Consider the following 16354-nt stretch of genomic DNA (forward strand, 5'->3'; position numbering starts at 1 on the left):
GTAAAGTATGGTATTACCCGCGACTACGTACTTGGACTGGAAGTTGTTTTGCCAGACGGCAGCGTAGTCGAAGTGGGCAACAAATTTGACAGTGAGATGGCTGGACCTGACTGGGGGATGCTCCTGGTAGGCTCAGAAGGCACGCTGGGCATTGTGACCAAGGCCTATCTGAGACTGGTTGACAAACCAAGCGCCAAACAAACCCTGCTGGCGATCTTTAACAGCCTTGATGACGCAGCCAACACCGTAAGTGACATGATCGCCTCAGGCACCATCCCGACAACCCTGGAAATCATGGATAACCAGACCATCCGCGCCGTGGAGGATTACCTTAACGTAGGGCTGCCGGTGAGTGCCGAAGCCATCCTCTTAATTGAGGTCGATGGCAGTGCCGTGGCCATCGCCAAACAGGCCGAACATGTCATGAAAGTATGTAGAAAATGCGGCGCCACCGAGATCCAGGCAGCCTCAACCCCCGAAGATATCGATAAACTATGGCGCGCCCGCCGGGCCATCTCGCCGGCCTGTGGCAAAATCAACCCCACCAAGATTTCGGAGGATGCCACTGTTCCCCGCAGTCAGATCCCCGAAATGGTTCGCCGCCTGCGCGCGATTGCCAAGAAGTATGACCTAAAGATGGTCATATTTGGTCATGCCGGTGACGGTAACCTTCATCCCAATATTCTAAGCAATAAGCATGACCATGAAGAGATGGAACGGGTAGAACAAGCGGTAGAAGATCTCTTTAAGGCAGCGTTAGAGCTTGGGGGTACTTTGTCCGGTGAACATGGTATTGGTTATATGAAAGCGCCGTTCTTGAAATGGGAAACAGGAGAAACCGGTTTTGCTGTTGGACAGAAGCTCAAAAGCGTTGTTGACCAGCAAGGGTTATTAAACCCTGGGAAGCTTTTTAATATATAGAGAGGAGTGAATGACGGTGGCAAAACCAAATTTAACTGTTAACACCAATACCAACGCCAACACTAGTGCTATTGAAGAATGGGGCAAAAGATACGGGCTTTTTGCGGCAATTTTTGTTGGACTGGCAATATGGGCAATGCCTACTCCTGAGACCATGAGCCTAACCCAACACAAGCTGTTGGCGATTTTTGGCGGAGCTGTAGTTGCGTGGATAACTATTGGGATTAACTTTGCTGTAAGCACGTTTTTCGTAGTGACGCTCTTATATTTCTGGGTAGGAAACCCTGAAGGCAAGGTCGATAAAGTCGGTCAGTTAATTAGAAGCGCCGACTTTGCTGTAGGTGGTTTCGCATCTGCCTCTTTGTGGTTATTGGTTACCGGCTTTGTGCTTTCCATCGCCATGACCAAATCCGGAGTAGCCAAGAGGCTGGCTCTGCAAATGATGAGGGTGCTGGGACGGACTCCGGCTGGTGCTATCTATGCTTCTATGCTGGCCAACTTTATAATCGCTCCCCTGACACCGTCTAACACGGCGCGTACTGCCGCGATGCTGCCTATTGTGGAAGGTATAGCAGAAGCCTATAAAGCCAAATCTGGCCAGAGTAACTTCGGCAAGGCGCTCATGTTAGCCAGTACCTTTACATCAAATATAACTGGCTCTGCTTTTCTAACCGGAACTATCCCTAACCCGGTAGCCATCGGCATGATCGCCGCAGCAGCAGGGGCATCTATCTATACAACATGGAGTTACTGGGCGCTGGCGGCGCTTCCTACCAACATTATCATCCTGGCAATTACCGGCTGGCTGCTGCTTAAGCTGTATCCGTCAGAAGTAAAAGCCCTGCCTGGCGGGGTTGAATATATAAAAAAGGAACTTCTTTCCATGGGGCCGATGTCTGGCCGGGAAAAAAGGGCGATTCTGTACTTTGTTCTAGCTCTTGCTCTTTGGTCAACCGACGCGCTCCATAAGTTTAACTCAACTATGGTTGCCTTCTTTGTTTCGATGTTGATTTTTACGCCCCGTATAGGAGTCCTTGACTGGAAAGAGACAGAAAAGTCATTGCCGTGGGAACTTTTTGTCTACTTTGGTGGTGTGTTGACATTAAGCGATGCCTTAATGAAAACTAAGGCTTTCGAGTGGATTATTAAGGCACTGCTTGGCGTACTCGGACTTAAAAGTGTAGCCATGATGCCGCTTCTTATCATCTTAATTGGTTTTAGCATATTTAGTCATGTCATCTGGTCGACAACGACAGCCATGACTGGGGTTATGATACCCATCTACATTGGTCTGGCAAAAACCCTTGGCTTTGATGTTGTCACCTTTGTTATGCCGTTGGCGATTATGATGGCGTATGCCTTATTCCTTCCTTTTAATACCATGGGAAATATCATTATGTTCGGAGCGGGCTACTACACAGTGACAGAACAACTAAAGTCCTCAATTGTGCTAGGCCTGATAATCTGGGGCTTGTGGATTGTTACTGCCTTTACCTGGTGGAAATGGATCGGCTTACTATAAGCAGATAAACTTAGAAAAATGAGGGGGAGGACGACTTATGGCTTTTCCCAAGCTGGTTCAAATACGGCAGACCTTTTCCAGACCGCTTGTTGATGATGTGCCTGGAGCGGTTCTTGATGAACTTGAGAGACTGAAGATAGCCAACCAGTTGGCCGGAAAACGAATAGGTATTACTGCCGGGAGCCGCGGTATCCAGAATATCGTAACAATACTCCGGTATATTGCTCAATACGTTAAGCAACATGGGGGAGAGCCCTTCCTGCTGGCTGCCATGGGCAGTCATGGGGGAGGAACTGAGGCAGGACAAAAGGAGGTGCTGGACAGTCTGGGGCTTACCAAAGAAGCTATCGGTGCCCAAGTGCTAACGTGTGCTGAGAGCGAGATTATCGGACATACCCGGGATGGTATCCCCACCTTCATTTTGCAGTCGGCGCTCAGCCTTGACGGAATTTTAGTGGTTAACCGGGTAAAAACCCATACCTCATTTAAAGGTAAGGTCGAGAGCGGTCTGGTTAAAAAACTGGTTGTAGGGCTGGGAGGACCACAAGGGGCTCAACAGTTTCATGGATTTGGTAGTGAGGAACTGTCTCGGCTGCTCATAGAGATTGGCGAGGTTATTTTGGAGAAACTTCCTATCGTTGGTGGGATCGCAATAATAGAGAATGCGTATGAGGAAACTGCGCTCATTAAGGGTGTAACAAAAGCAGAGTTAATCCAGGCGGAAAGTCAGTTATTGCTATATTCTAAGTCGCTGATGCCTTCGCTTCCTATCGATGACATTGACGTGTTGATCATCGGCGAAATGGGTAAGAATTTCAGTGGTACAGGTATTGATACTAATATTATCGGCCGGACGCGCATTCAGGGGGTTCCCGAGCCTTTACGTCCGGCTGTAAAACGGATTGTCGTACTGGATTTGTCTGAGGAATCCCATGGCAACGCAACTGGAATCGGATTAGCGGACTTTGTGACTCAGCGACTAGTTGACAAGATGGACCGTCAGGCAAGCTATCTTAATTGCCTGACAAGCACGTTTGTCATACGGGCAGCGATTCCCATTCACTACGAAGATGACCAAAAGCTTCTTGAAGCGGTGCAGTATAGTCTAAGCAGTATACCAGCGGAGAAATTGCGGGTCGTAGTCATCCCCAATACGCTGTTTTTGACAGAATGCCTGGTGTCGGAAGGGATAGCTGCGGAATTATCCTCCCGGGATGGAATCAATATAGCCGGAGAAGCAGGAGACTTAGCATTCGACCCGCAGAACCGACTGCTGTTAAAATTTCATTAATCCTTTAGACAGGAGCTACAAACAATCAGAGGAGGAAAGAGCATGCTAAAAACCAAGCCCGCGTTTTGTAAAGGCTGTGGAATATGTGTAGAGTTTTGTCCCAAAAAGGTATTGAAGCTTGATGAGTTTGCTAAGATTGAGGTTGCCAATGAGGAAGATTGCGTAGCTTGTGGGCAATGTGAACTCAGGTGTCCTGACTATGCAATCTTTGTAACTGCAGATAAGTAATAAGTTATAACGAACGGAGGTATGTATTCATGGCAAAAGCAGTACTCATGCAGGGAAATCATGCTTGTGCAGAAGGCGCGCTTGCCGCCGGAGCCAGATTTTTTGCCGGCTATCCGATAACACCGTCCACCGAGGTTGCCGAGCTATTGGCTAAACGTTTGCCGCAGGTCGGCGGAACTTTTGTCCAAATGGAAGATGAGATTGCCGGGATGGCAGCAACAATCGGCGGGGCATTGACAGGCGTTAAGTCCTTGACGGCAACAAGCGGCCCCGGTTTTTCTCTTAAGCAGGAACTAATCGGTTATGCGTCTATGGCCGAGGTTCCTTGTGTTATAGTAAACGTTCAGCGGGTTGGCCCCAGCACTGGTCAGCCAACATCTCCGGCCCAGGCCGATATCATGCAAGCCCGGTGGGGGTCGCACGGCGACCGGGGCGTTATCGCGCTTAGCCCTGCCAGTGTGCCTGAATGTTACACGCTAACGGTAGAGGCGTTTAATCTTGCTGAGCAATATCGCACTCCGGTGGTGCTTCTTCTTGATGAGATTATTGGTCATATGCGGGAAAAAATCGAAATTCCTGATCAGGCAAGCCTGAAGATTGTTAATCGTAAGAAACCGGGGCTGCCGCCTGGGGAGTTTCTCCCTTACAAGCCGGATGCTGACGGTGTTCCCCCTATGCCAGCTTACGGAGATGGTTACCGGTTTCATGTTACCGGCCTGGCGCACGATTATACTGGTTTTCCTAGCGGCGCAAATAGTACATCCCATGAATTGATCGCCAGACTGCACACTAAAATCACAGATCATATTGATGATATTGTTACATTTGAGGAACAGTGTATCGACGATGCCGAGGTTGCGGTTATCGCGTTCGGCGGTACAGCCCGTACAGCCTATGCTGCCATAGAAATGGCGCGTCAGCAGGGAATAAAGGCAGGTTTGTTCCGGCCAATTACAATCTGGCCGTCGCCGGAAAAACAGATTAAGGCATTAGCTAAAATAGCTAAAACAATCATTGTGGCAGAACTCAATTACGGACAATATGTGGATGAAGTTGAGCGTATTGTTGCCGGACAGGCTAACGTTGTGTCACTGGCCAAGTGGAATAATGACCCGATTACGCCTCAGGAAATGTTAGCAGCCATCAAAGAAGCAAATGCGAAGTAACCCAACTAAGGAGGAGGGAACAACCATGGAACAATTACTTGAAAAATACTTTCGCCCCAAGTTGCCGCATATCTGGTGTCCCGGTTGCGGGAACGGTATTGTCACAGCAGCTATTGTTCGGGCTATTGATAAGCTGGGTCTTGATCAGGATAAGACGACAATCGTATCTGGAATCGGCTGTTCGTCACGGGCTCCCGGATATTTGCACTTTGATACGTTACACACCACTCATGGCCGCGCCCTGCCGTTTGCTACCGGGATTAAGCTGACTAAGCCTAACCACAAGGTCATCGTTATAACGGGTGATGGCGATGCAACAGCTATTGGTGGCAATCATTTCATTCACGCCGCCCGGCGTAATATTGATCTTACAGTTATTGTATTTAATAACAATATCTACGGTATGACTGGCGGCCAATATTCGCCCTTAACCCCGCAAATGGCCAAAGCAACCACCGCGCCTTATGGTAATATAGACCGTGCTTTCGACCTAGGTGAGCTAGCTAAAGGAGCGGGTGCGACTTTTGTTGCCCGGTCTACCACCTATCATGCCAAACAACTTTCAGAGCTTGTGGCCAAAGCCATCACACATGAGGGCTTTGCCGTGGTAGAAGCCCTGACAGGCTGTCCCATTTCCTTCGGCAGACAAAATAAACTGAGCAAGCCTGCCGCTCTTTTGGCCTGGCAGCGGGATAATACTGTGCCGGTGGAAGCGGCAGCCAAGCTTAAGCCCGAACAATTGGCCGGGAAAATCCAAATAGGCGTGTTACACCAGGAAACTGCACCCGAATATACTGTAGAATACGGCAAGGTAATTAAACAAGCGATGGGAGGGTGTTGTTAGTATGATGGAAGTCAGATTAAGCGGCTCAGGGGGACAAGGATTAATCCTGGCCGGCATCATCCTCGCCGAGGCGGCAATTGCGGACGGAAGAGACGCGGTGCAGTCTCAGTCTTATGGGCCTGAGGCCCGTGGCGGTTCCAGTAAGTCGGAGGTTATTATCAGTACAGAACCCATCCATTATCCCAAAGTAACTGCTCCTGACCTTCTTCTTGCCATGACCCAGGAATCGCTCAATAAATACGGCACTGACTTAAAAGAAGAGGGAATATTAGTTGTTGACACCAACTTTGTCAGAGAAGTGCCGGATAAATATAAAAATGTGCATGCTGTTCCTATCACCCAATTGGCAAAAGAGAAATGCGGACGTGAATTGTTCGCAAACATCGTCGCTTTAGGGACCATTACCAAACTTACAGGCTCTGTCAGCTTTGATGCCTTAGAAAAAGCTGTTCTTGCCCGTGTGCCCAAAGGCACTGAGGATATGAACAAGTTAGCTTTGCAGATAGGCTATCAGGCCGTTTAAGCAAGCGATAACTATAATAACAACCTCTGGCGTTCAGACCGCTAGAGGTTGTTATTCACATTATAAAATTTAGATAATCTAGTCTTTTTTAGAATTATATACTATGAATTTTCATTTATTGGGGGCTGGGAGATGAAAATCAAGGCAAAACTGACAGTGATGATTTGCGGGCTCCTGGTATTATCATTAGGGATTTTAGGCGCTATCAATTATTGGCAAGCTTACAAGCTAATTACCAGTGATGCAGAACAAGAACTTGCGGCAAGTGCAGCCTTAGCAGCAAGCGAGGTGGGGTTGTGGTTTGAAGCGCGAAAAGCCGAAACATTAACTCTGGCTAATTCACCAATTTTACAGGAGGATCGCGCTACTGCCATAGCTTATCTTACCGAGGAGGGTAAAAAAAATAAGATATATTCGCGGTTCTTTATCGTTGATGATCAAGGAAACGCGGCTTATACCAATGGATCATCCGCCAACCTAAGCGATCGGGAGTTTTATCAAAAGGTTATGGCCAGTGGAGCAGCTTTTATCGCCGATCCGGTTGTCTCTAAAGTTGACGGAAAGATGGTAGTAGTAATTGCCGTCCCGCTGCAAAAAGATGGTAAGACTATAGGTATGCTAGGCGGCACGGTGACGGTGGATGACCTTATAAAGAAGGTTGTAGCATTTAAAACAGGTGTGACCGGACATGCTTATGTCATCCAAGGAAGCGGGTTGGTGATTATGCATCCTGACAAAGAGCTTGTCATGAAAGCCAACTTGCTAACCGGCCAAGATGTGGACACTAAACTGCGAGCCCTTACTGAGCGGATGATCGGAGGAGAGAAAGGCACTGCTCAATATACCTTCCAGGGGATAGCTAAATATTTGGCGTACGCGCCTGTAACTGGTACATCATGGAGTTTAGCAGTAAATATCCCTGTGACAGAGGTATTATCAAAACTTGATTCATTTAAATTAGGTTTTTTCACAACTTTGGGTATTGTACTGATCTTAGCCAGCGCGATTAGTTTTCTTTTCTCCCGGACCCTTGCAAAGCCGCTGCAGAACCTTAGCGCAATGGCGGAGAGCATTGCCAGGGGTGATCTGGACATTCCGGAGGCCCGGGTGAATTCAAAAGACGAGCTTGGGATGTTGGCTGCTGCTTTTAATACTATGACTGCCAATACCAGAAGTATAATCAGACAGGTAATGCAGTCTGCCGAGCAGGTAGCCGCCGCTTCAGAACAACTGACAGCCAGCGCTGAGCAGTCGGCAGACGCGGCAGCCCATGTGGCCGGGGTAATCGGCGAGGTTACTCTTGATACGGGAAATCAGCGTAAGGATCTGAAAGATACCGCTACTGTAGTGGAGGAACTTTCTGAACAAATCCGGGAAGTCGCCGGTGGAGCCCAGGCAGCAGCCTCTCTGGCCGAGCAAACATCTGTCAAAATTGTAACAGGGCGGCAGGCTGTGGAGCAGACTGTGAACCAAATGAACAGTATCGAGAAAGCTACTGCAAGCGTACAGCAAGCCATCGAACGACTGGCTGCCAGTTCTGCTCAGATTGGCGAAATCGTCAATGTGATTGCCAGCATTGCCGGTCAGACCAACCTCTTGGCTTTAAATGCTGCCATCGAGGCTGCGCGGGCTGGTGAGCAAGGGCGGGGATTTGCCGTTGTTGCCGACGAGGTGCGAAAACTTGCTGAACAGACGCAGGAAGCAGCAAAGCAAATTACCAGTCTTATCGGGGAAAACCATTCGAATAGTACTAACGCTGTAGCCCTCATGAATGCGGGAACCAGTGACGTCCAACAAGGGATTACGCTTGTTAACAACGCGGGGAATTCGTTTGGTGAGATTGCTCTACTTGTCAGCAAAGTCTCTGATCAGGTCAGGGATATGTCATCTTCAATCAGAGAAATGGCTAACGGCAGTGCTCAAATTGTTACTAAGGTGCGGGTCGTTGAACAGGCAGGCAACCGCGTGGACGAACGGACTCAGACTGTATCTGCCGCTACCCAGGAACAGTCAGCCACCATGGAGGAGATCGCTTCGTCAAGTCATAACCTGGCTCGTCTGTCAGAAGAACTGCATAATGCGGTGAATTCATTTAGATTGTGATTTACGCGAACCAGCTTAATAAAGTCAGCTTTTCAGTGGTCTAAAAAAGGTGTTTGTGTCATGTTTTATGAAGTTGGCAGCGATTCGTACGAGAGAGTTGATTTTGTGTGATACAATGAAAAAAGAATACTTATCTCGTTTCGGAGGTAGCACTGTGGACATTAATTTGATGGAAGTTGTCATCAAAAATATTGCCGTTCTAGGGGTAGCTGCCTACCTAACAACGCAATTGCCGCCTTTTCGCCGGGCGTTGAATCAATCTCAGTATAGGTTGCAGGATAAAGTCATCCTTGTTTTCATTTTTGGCTTCTTTTCTGCAGTTGGTAACTATCTGGGTATGCCTATTATGGGCTCGCTTGCTAATACCAGAATTGTTGGCGCAGTTGCAGGCGGTCTTTTAGGCGGTCCGATTGTGGGCTTAGGAGCGGGGATTATTGGGGCTATCCCCAGGTATTTCATGGGGGGCTTCACCATGATTGCGGCGGTTGCTGCAAATATTCTGGTGGGGTATTTAAGTGGGCTTATTTACGCCAAATACGGCCCCCGGAAGATTGGAATTAAAACAGCATTTGCCGCAGCCTTCGGTGCTGAAGTAATACTCAAATTAATGGTAATCACCTTATCAACACCTTTTGAGGCTGCATGGGAACTAGAGCGGGTAATTGCCGTTCCGACTACGATCGCCAATAGCCTTGGAGTCATGCTTTTTGTCTATATTGTCCGCGATGTTTATCAAGAGCAGGACAAGGCTGAAGCTAGATCGGCGCAAAAAGCCATGCGCGTTATCCAGAAGACGAACGGTGTGCTTAGGCAAGGTTTAACCGTTGAAGCTGCTCAAGCCGTAGCTGAGATTGTTCATTCCGAAATTGACGCCGATGCCGTGGCCGTCACTGATACGGACAAGATTTTAGCGTTTTTGGGTGAAGGGAATGATCATCACATTGTGGGGCAGGCCTTTATCACCTTGGCAACCAAACGAGCCATGCAAAGCAGACAGACAGTTATTACGAATAATAAAGAAGAGATTGGCTGTCCCTGGAAAGGGTGTCCATTAACTGCGGTCATAGATGCTCCCATGGTTGTGAACAACCGCTTTCAGGGGAGTATTAAGGTGTATAAGACAGGCGCTGGGATGATTCTGCCATATGAAGCAGAACTTGTTCAGGGCATTGCGGATTTTTTAAGCTTACAGCTATTGCATGCCGAACTGGAAGCGCAGACTGTCCTGTTGGCCCAAGCAGAGTATAACTCACTTAGAGCACAGATACACCCCCACTTTATTTTTAACACATTAGGGACGATTAGGGCCACGATCCGCACAGAACCCGAGAAAGCACGAGCACTAATTAAAGATTTATCCGACATTATCAGGCGGCATATCCGGCCAGGCAAGGAACTAAATGCCCTGCAGGAAGAGCTTGATTTTGTGGACAGTTACGTCCGCTTGGAACAAGCTAGATTTGGCGACCGCATTCAAATAGTTAAAGTGATTGATCCGGACACCTATAGACAGGCAGTTCCCGTTTTTTCCATACAAGTACTTGTCGAAAACGCCGTTAAGCATGGCCTCTCGCCCCAAAAAGCTGGCGGCATCATTCAAATCCAGGTGCGAAAGGCGCAGGACGCTGTTTACATCTCGGTAGAGGACAATGGCGTAGGCATCTCCCGAGAGCGCCTTGCTCAATTATTGGAAGTGCAGCCTGTGCCTCAGATGGCAGGCGGAATAGGAATAGGACTTAGTAATGTTCATGCCCGGATTAAAAGGCTGTTCGGGAATGAGTTTGGTCTCACAATTGGGAGTAATGAAAACGAAGGCACCCAGGTATTTATTCGTTTACCTTGGCAGGAGGTGACATCAGATGACACGGTTGAAGGACGTAAAAGTTGTAATTGCGGATGATGAAAAACTAATGGCGAACGAACTGCAGTCGTTGCTGCTTGAGACGTACCCTGACATCCAGATAGTAGGTATAGCGCATGATGGTGAAGCTGCTGTGCAACTGGTAAAAACTTATAGGCCGGATATTGCATTTTTGGATATTCAAATGCCAGGGATGACCGGACTGGAAGTAGCGGAAAAGCTTATTGCCTATGAAGAACCGCCTGTAGTGGTTTTTGCTACTGCCTATGACGAATATGCGCTAAAAGCATTTTCGTTAAATGCAATGGACTATATTCTTAAACCTTATGATGAGAGTGATCTTACGCGAGTCATGGGGAAGTTTGAAAAAATGCTTGCCAGGTCAAGTGTGAAACCAAAATCAAGTGAGAATAAAGAAATAACGAAATCAGGTGCCCTCCGTAAGTTTTCTGTTGAGAAGGGAGATCGAATGGAGGTTATCAGTAGTGACAAGATTGAAATTGTTTATGCCAAAGACCGGCTTGTGTTTATTAAAACCCTTGATGGCGAGATATACCGGACTAAACTAACCTTGCAGGAATTTGAGTCCAAACTGCCGTCAGATCGGTTTTTCCGCTGTCACCGGAACTATATTGTCAACGTCAATCAAATTAAAGAAATTGCCACTTGGTTCAATAAAGGCTATCTATTGATTTTGCAAAAATCATCATCAGAAAAGGGGCTGGAAGTTCCAGTCGGCAGAGCCTATGCCGCTAAACTAAAGGAGTATATTGAGTTGTGATTGCTGTGCCGCCTTTAGCAGGCGGTTTTTGGTTACAACTATTAGCCGTTGGTAACCGTTTTTTTTGTGGTTGGTCGATATATCATAGCTGGCTAAGCTAACAATGCTTAGAATTGAGCTGTATTCAAAATATTTAGATTAATGGGAGGGAGGGGGATGTATGGGTAAACAAAAATGGTTGTATCTCCTAGTAGCCTGTGCCTGTTTATTTGGTGTTATCTGGCTGACGCCAGAGATGAAGGGTCTCACTTTAGAAGGGAAAAAATCGATTGGTGTCGCTATCTTCGCCATTATTGTATGGGTTTCCCAAGCACTAGATGACGCTATTAGCGGGCTAGTCATTGTATTTTTGCTGGCAGCATTGGGGGCTACCAAACTTGCAAATGCCTTTAGCGGTTACTCAAATACCGCAGTCTGGTTAATTGTTATCGGATTTATTATGGCCGGATGCATGGAAAAATCCGGCTTATCAAAAAGGATTGCCCTAGTCTTGGTTAACTCAGCTAAAGGATCGGCTGTAAAAGTATATTGGGCAGTTGCCCTTGTCATGTTGGTAACCAGTTTCTTAGTCCCTTCGATCACAGCGAGAACGTTATTGATGCTGCCCATCATTGTTGGTATTGGCCAGGCGTTCGGTGCTAAGCAGGGAGAAAGCAACATTGTCAAGGCTTTGTTATTTATTGTTGCGATGAGCGGCACAATGATGAGTATTGGTATTCTTACTGCCCATGTCGGCAACCCAATTACCGCCGGCTTGATTGAAGTCGCCACTAAACAAACAATCTCCTGGTCAGCATGGTTTAAAATCGGTGCACCGCCGGCTTTTCTGCTTGCGGCTATATCCGTATTTGTACTGCAAAAGATGTGGGCCCCTGAAATTAAAACCCTGGGACAAGGCCAGGACTATGTACGTAAGGAGCTTAATGCCCTGGGAAGATTTACTAGCCAAGAAAAGTATACCATGGTTGTTTTTTTAATCACTTTAGTGTTGTGGGCTACTGACTCTGTACATAAAGTAAATGTTGTTTTGGTAGGGATGGTATCTGTTGTTCTCTTGCTTTGGCCTGGTTCTGGCATTATGGCGTGGAAAGAAGCGCAGCAGAAAGTACCCTGGAATATCTTCGTCTTATATGGTGCTGGTTTGTCCATGGGAACCGCGCTGGTAACCTCTGGTGCAGCCAAATGGCTGGCAGGTACGATGCTCGGACCGATCGCTTCTATACCGCATGCTACCCAAATGATTATCTTGATCTGGATTGCGACAGCACTGCAAATATTCTTTACCGGCGGTGGCCCAAAAACTACCGCACTTACGCCGATTGTTATTGCCCACGCGGTGGCGATTGGTGCTGATCCCTTGGTGTTTGCGCTCATCTTGGGAATGAACATGCAGCACCAGTATTTGCTCCCGGTAAGTAACATGCCGAATGCCATTGCTATTGGCACTGGTCAAGTAACCTCAGGCGAAATTATCAAGACAGGTGCGGTAATGAGTATTTTAGCTGCAACTTTTATGAGTATTATGGTACTAACCTACTGGAAATGGGTAGGTGTGGTACAGTAGGAGGAGACTCAAACTGTGAATGAAATATCTACAAGAATACGGAACAAAAAATTACAGGCAAAAGTTATTTCTGCTGAAGAGGCAGTAAGTTTTATTCAACCAGGTATGAATATTGGCACAAGTGGGTTTACCCCTTCTGGCTATCCCAAAGTAATTCCACTAGCACTAGCCCAGAAGATTCAGCAAGAAAAGTTTAAAGTAAACCTGTGGACAGGTGCCTCAGTTGGTAAAGAATTAGACGGGGTGCTTGCCGAAGTAGACGGGATCGCGAAAAGGCTGCCATATCAAACCAATAATGCGATTAGGCAGGCGATAAATAACGGACAGATACAATATACTGACTTGCATTTAAGTCATGTGGCGCAGATGTCCCGCTGCGGCTTTTTGGGGGGAAAGGTAGATATTGCAATTGTAGAAGCCTGTGCCATTACCGAAGAAGGGCATATAGTGCCAACAACCTCGGTGGGGAATGCCGCTTCCTTTGTTCAAAGTGCTGATAAAGTAATTATTGAGCTTAATGTTGTGCAGCCGCTGGAACTGGAAGGGATGCATGATATTTTTACACCAAACGAACCGCCGCATCGCCAGCCCCTGCTGCTAACCAATGTAGCTGACCGGATTGGCGTACCGTATATTCCCTGTCAGGTAGATAAAATTGCCGGAATTGTTATTAGCAGCATACCTGATGACGTTCGCCCGTTAGCGGCTGTTGATGATGATGCCAAAGCTATGACCGGACATCTTATCGATTTTCTGCAGGGTGAAGTCAAGGCGGGCAGGCTGCCTGCCAATCTGTTGCCGTTGCAATCAGGCGTAGGCTCTGTTGCCAACGCCGTAATTACCGGCTTGGTACACTCAGACTTCTCCGGCCTGACAGTTTACACCGAGGTCATTCAAGATGGCATGCTGGATTTAATTGATGCTGGTAAACTTCTTTTTGCTTCTGGCACAGCACTTACGCCGTCACCTGCAGGCTTAAAAAGATTTTATGAAACTATTGCCAGATACAAAAGTAAAATCGTTTTGCGCCCGCAAGAAATATCCAACAGCCCAGAAATCGCCCGGCGCCTTGGTGTCATCGCTATGAACACGGCCATTGAATTTGACATCTATGGTCATGTAAATTCTACTCATGTGATGGGCAGCAAAATCATGAATGGTATTGGTGGTTCAGGTGACTTTGCTCGAAATGGCTACCTAACCTTTTTCTTCAGCAGCTCGGTGGCTAAGGGTGGAGCAATATCCTGTGTTGTACCTATGTGTGCCCATATTGACCATACCGAACATGATGTTGATGTTTTCATAACCGAGCAGGGTGTAGCTGACATAAGAGGCCTCAGCCCCAAAGAGCGAGCACGGAAGATTATCAATAATTGTGCTCACCCCGATTATCGAGTACAGTTACTGGATTATCTTAAAAGAGCTGAAGAAGCTACAGGCTTTGCACATACGCCGCATTTATTGTCAGAAGCACTGTCTTGGCACGAAAGATTTGTAAGAACAGGAACTATGCAAGTTAGTTAACAAACAAAAACTCAACGTTAAACAAGAAGCCAGTTGCCGCCAAAAGCAGCTGGCTTCTTTGTGCTGATTCATTAAGCAAGTTTGGGATTTTTTTAAATAATTAGTGGGTTGTACATTAAAGGGATTATTTACCTTCTGCCGAAGTATATCAAAAAAGGAGGGGATAATACGATGGCTGGAGCTCCGACTATTTGGGTTAACAGCGATATGAGCGAACAAATAGCAGATTTCAATGGCGAATATGTTTTAATAACAACAAGTAACATGCAGAGAATGCCGCTCGGAAAAACGCTGGAAGATGCGAGAGAAAAGTTAAAAGAGATTGGCAGATATGATATAGCAGAGCAGTTAAAATAAGGGCCGCAAGGCTCTTGTTTTTTTTGAAATCAGCGCCTAAATGAAAAACCAGATTAGGGCAACAGCGAGAAGCAACACCCAGAATTGTGACACGAGATATAGTATGATAGCTGCAACAAGTACCCAGAGCAGCATAATAATCCCCCCAAAAACAATTCTTTGTTTATCCGATGACTAAGTCGCTCTAATACTCCCGCTTCTCTAAGCGGGAGTTTAGGAGGCTTCCCTGGAAGTTGGTCGACTAAACTTCAGATGGGGTTAAAACCCCACCTGAAGCTAAGTCTCACTTTATATTATGTTCTTTTGTGAAGAAATGTGAACCTATCAGCACTGCTGTCAACTCCGGCATGGAAAAGCTATATACGAATAAAAAGTTACGGATTATGTAACATTCTGCTAGCTGACAGAATATGATGCCATAGGAGGTGGTATTGTGGACCAAGAAATGAAGGAAGAAATTAAAGAGATAATTAAAGAAGAGATTGCAGCGATTGAGGCTGCTGGGTCAGCAATCGATGACAAAGTCGAGGAAGCCGCTGCAAAATACCAAATACCAAAATGGGCAGTGTGGCTTAGTGGCGCCGTAGTCGTTGGAATGGCTATAAAGATTTTGTTCTAGGCAGCTACGGCTGCCTTATACATAAAACGTCTAACACTCGCTGAGTGAAAAGGCGTGTGCTTGAATATAACCTAAGATAGAGCAAGGTGGATATAATCAAGTAACATAAAGGAGGAGTAATGGTAATGGGAAAGGTAGTAATCTTAAATCGAATCGATCAATCGGGTGTTTTTGTACTGCCTGGGGGACTAACCTTTGAAGCTGTGGATGTTATTTTACTGAACGGTATACCTGTGGAAAAAGGAAACTACGCTGCTGTTTCCAATGGAACGGCAATAGACGTATTTGGGTCAAATCTCGATTCTGTAGTTTCGGTAATTTTGAAGTAAAAGAAAGATTTCTGTGCAGACCCTGTTTTAGCGCCAGGCGGCTATGCCTGGCGTTAACTTTATTGTAATGAAAGAAGTATAGCTTTCTCCTGGTTTCTTTATAAAAATTATTCCCTAGAATAATATGGAAGATATATTGACAACAATTGGCATCAATAGTATGATAAACACAGAACTTAATTGATAATGATATTCAATGTCAAAAAGCAAAGGGGCTGATGTGATGAGGCTGCGCTATGGTAGGGTGAATCTGGGATTAGTGGTGTCTCTATTAGGCAGTCTACTCTCGTTGCCGCTCAATAGACGAGTTCATTTATGGCTAGGAGTCGGATTTACTTTGTTGGCTGCTGTTCATACGTGGCAGCATCGCAGGCAGTTTACGCATTATTTGCACAAGGAGAGACAAGAGATGGACATATCCTCCCTGTATACAAAATTCTCTAATTCATCGGCGAAGGTAAATCTGTTTTTGCAGAAAACTCAGGTACTGCATTACATGCCCGGACGTGTTCGCCTATCCTCACAGCATTTATTAAACAATCCGGAGATAGCCCGGCAGGTAAGTGAACATTTGGAAACAATACCGGAAATCAAACAGTTTACGGTTAATGCTGCTACCGGTTCTCTGCTTATCCACTATTCTCCCGAAGATGTTTCGCGGAACCCCTTTCTCCGGGATGTGGAGCAGTTGGTGGCAAAACAATATGGAAGGTGATATGAA

The 16354-nt window shown here is 46.6% G+C and carries 16 protein-coding genes; all 16 read left to right on the forward strand.

Going from position 1 to position 16354, the window contains the following annotated elements; all coding sequences use genetic code 11:
• Window positions 1-921: FAD-binding oxidoreductase (locus B9A22_RS13455; protein ID WP_139796248.1), on the forward strand; the 921-nt coding region annotated here is incomplete at its 5' end.
• A gap of 16 nt (window positions 922-937) precedes the next feature.
• Complete coding sequence (locus tag B9A22_RS13460) at window positions 938-2443, forward strand: DASS family sodium-coupled anion symporter (protein WP_245823987.1); 1506 nt, start codon at window positions 938-940, stop codon at window positions 2441-2443.
• A 37-nt stretch (window positions 2444-2480) separates the two neighbouring features.
• Entirely contained in the window at window positions 2481-3734 is a 1254-nt protein-coding gene (locus tag B9A22_RS13465) for a nickel pincer cofactor-dependent isomerase, group 22 (RefSeq protein WP_084576257.1), read from the forward strand.
• Between the two features lie 42 nt (window positions 3735-3776).
• Window positions 3777-3962 carry a 4Fe-4S binding protein gene (locus tag B9A22_RS13470; protein ID WP_084576258.1) on the forward strand — a complete coding sequence of 62 codons (186 nt, stop codon included), beginning with the start codon at window positions 3777-3779 and terminating at the stop codon, window positions 3960-3962.
• A gap of 29 nt (window positions 3963-3991) precedes the next feature.
• Window positions 3992-5128: a 2-oxoacid:acceptor oxidoreductase subunit alpha gene (locus B9A22_RS13475; RefSeq protein ID WP_084576259.1), complete on the forward strand. Its 1137-nt coding sequence runs from the start codon at window positions 3992-3994 to the stop codon at window positions 5126-5128.
• A 25-nt stretch (window positions 5129-5153) separates the two neighbouring features.
• Window positions 5154-5972: a 2-oxoacid:ferredoxin oxidoreductase subunit beta gene (locus B9A22_RS13480; RefSeq protein WP_084576260.1), complete on the forward strand. Its 819-nt coding sequence runs from the start codon at window positions 5154-5156 to the stop codon at window positions 5970-5972.
• Between the two features lies 1 nt (window position 5973).
• On the forward strand, window positions 5974-6495 hold the full coding sequence (locus tag B9A22_RS13485; protein ID WP_084576261.1) for a 2-oxoacid:acceptor oxidoreductase family protein: 522 nt from the start codon (window positions 5974-5976) through the stop codon (window positions 6493-6495).
• A 132-nt stretch (window positions 6496-6627) separates the two neighbouring features.
• A complete protein-coding gene (locus B9A22_RS13490) occupies window positions 6628-8598 on the forward strand; it encodes a methyl-accepting chemotaxis protein (protein ID WP_084576262.1) in 1971 nt (656 codons plus the stop codon).
• A 154-nt stretch (window positions 8599-8752) separates the two neighbouring features.
• Complete coding sequence (locus B9A22_RS13495; protein WP_176215510.1) at window positions 8753-10498, forward strand: LytS/YhcK type 5TM receptor domain-containing protein; 1746 nt, start codon at window positions 8753-8755, stop codon at window positions 10496-10498.
• Window positions 10458-11240, forward strand: coding sequence for a LytR/AlgR family response regulator transcription factor (locus tag B9A22_RS13500; protein WP_084576264.1), 783 nt, complete (start codon window positions 10458-10460; stop codon window positions 11238-11240). Before B9A22_RS13495 ends, B9A22_RS13500 begins: the two co-directional genes overlap by 41 nt.
• Before the next feature lie 160 nt (window positions 11241-11400).
• Complete coding sequence (locus tag B9A22_RS13505; protein WP_084576265.1) at window positions 11401-12804, forward strand: SLC13 family permease; 1404 nt, start codon at window positions 11401-11403, stop codon at window positions 12802-12804.
• Between the two features lie 15 nt (window positions 12805-12819).
• Window positions 12820-14328: a succinyl-CoA:acetate CoA-transferase ScpC gene (scpC, locus tag B9A22_RS13510; protein ID WP_084576266.1), complete on the forward strand. Its 1509-nt coding sequence runs from the start codon at window positions 12820-12822 to the stop codon at window positions 14326-14328.
• Between the two features lie 171 nt (window positions 14329-14499).
• Window positions 14500-14685, forward strand: a complete 186-nt coding sequence (locus B9A22_RS13515; protein ID WP_084576267.1) for a hypothetical protein — start codon at window positions 14500-14502, stop codon at window positions 14683-14685.
• A gap of 433 nt (window positions 14686-15118) precedes the next feature.
• Window positions 15119-15304, forward strand: coding sequence for a hypothetical protein (locus B9A22_RS13520; RefSeq protein WP_084576268.1), 186 nt, complete (start codon window positions 15119-15121; stop codon window positions 15302-15304).
• 125 nt (window positions 15305-15429) lie between these two features.
• Window positions 15430-15633, forward strand: coding sequence for a hypothetical protein (locus B9A22_RS13525; RefSeq protein ID WP_084576269.1), 204 nt, complete (start codon window positions 15430-15432; stop codon window positions 15631-15633).
• A 196-nt stretch (window positions 15634-15829) separates the two neighbouring features.
• The gene (locus B9A22_RS24980) at window positions 15830-16348 is read left to right on the forward strand and encodes an HMA2 domain-containing protein (RefSeq protein ID WP_139796249.1); all 519 of its coding nucleotides are present in this window, start codon (window positions 15830-15832) and stop codon (window positions 16346-16348) included.
• Window positions 16349-16354 lie beyond the last annotated feature (6 nt).

Origin of the sequence: Sporomusa malonica, assembly GCF_900176355.1 — a bacterium.
GTDB classification, from domain to species: Bacteria; Bacillota; Negativicutes; order Sporomusales; family Sporomusaceae; genus Sporomusa; species Sporomusa malonica.

What these genes read in the sequence shown, in the direction of transcription:
- B9A22_RS13475 (WP_084576259.1), top strand. Translation starts at nt 3,992, where the DNA reads ATGGCAAAAGCAGTACTCATGCAGGGAAATCATGCTTGTGCAGAAGGC.
- B9A22_RS24980 (WP_139796249.1), top strand. Translation starts at nt 15,830, where the DNA reads ATGTCAAAAAGCAAAGGGGCTGATGTGATGAGGCTGCGCTATGGTAGG.
- B9A22_RS13465 (WP_084576257.1), top strand. Translation starts at nt 2,481, where the DNA reads ATGGCTTTTCCCAAGCTGGTTCAAATACGGCAGACCTTTTCCAGACCG.
- B9A22_RS13515 (WP_084576267.1), top strand. Translation starts at nt 14,500, where the DNA reads ATGGCTGGAGCTCCGACTATTTGGGTTAACAGCGATATGAGCGAACAA.
- B9A22_RS13500 (WP_084576264.1), top strand. Translation starts at nt 10,458, where the DNA reads ATGACACGGTTGAAGGACGTAAAAGTTGTAATTGCGGATGATGAAAAA.
- B9A22_RS13490 (WP_084576262.1), top strand. Translation starts at nt 6,628, where the DNA reads ATGAAAATCAAGGCAAAACTGACAGTGATGATTTGCGGGCTCCTGGTA.
- B9A22_RS13505 (WP_084576265.1), top strand. Translation starts at nt 11,401, where the DNA reads ATGGGTAAACAAAAATGGTTGTATCTCCTAGTAGCCTGTGCCTGTTTA.
- B9A22_RS13470 (WP_084576258.1), top strand. Translation starts at nt 3,777, where the DNA reads ATGCTAAAAACCAAGCCCGCGTTTTGTAAAGGCTGTGGAATATGTGTA.
- B9A22_RS13525 (WP_084576269.1), top strand. Translation starts at nt 15,430, where the DNA reads ATGGGAAAGGTAGTAATCTTAAATCGAATCGATCAATCGGGTGTTTTT.
- B9A22_RS13485 (WP_084576261.1), top strand. Translation starts at nt 5,974, where the DNA reads ATGATGGAAGTCAGATTAAGCGGCTCAGGGGGACAAGGATTAATCCTG.
- B9A22_RS13480 (WP_084576260.1), top strand. Translation starts at nt 5,154, where the DNA reads ATGGAACAATTACTTGAAAAATACTTTCGCCCCAAGTTGCCGCATATC.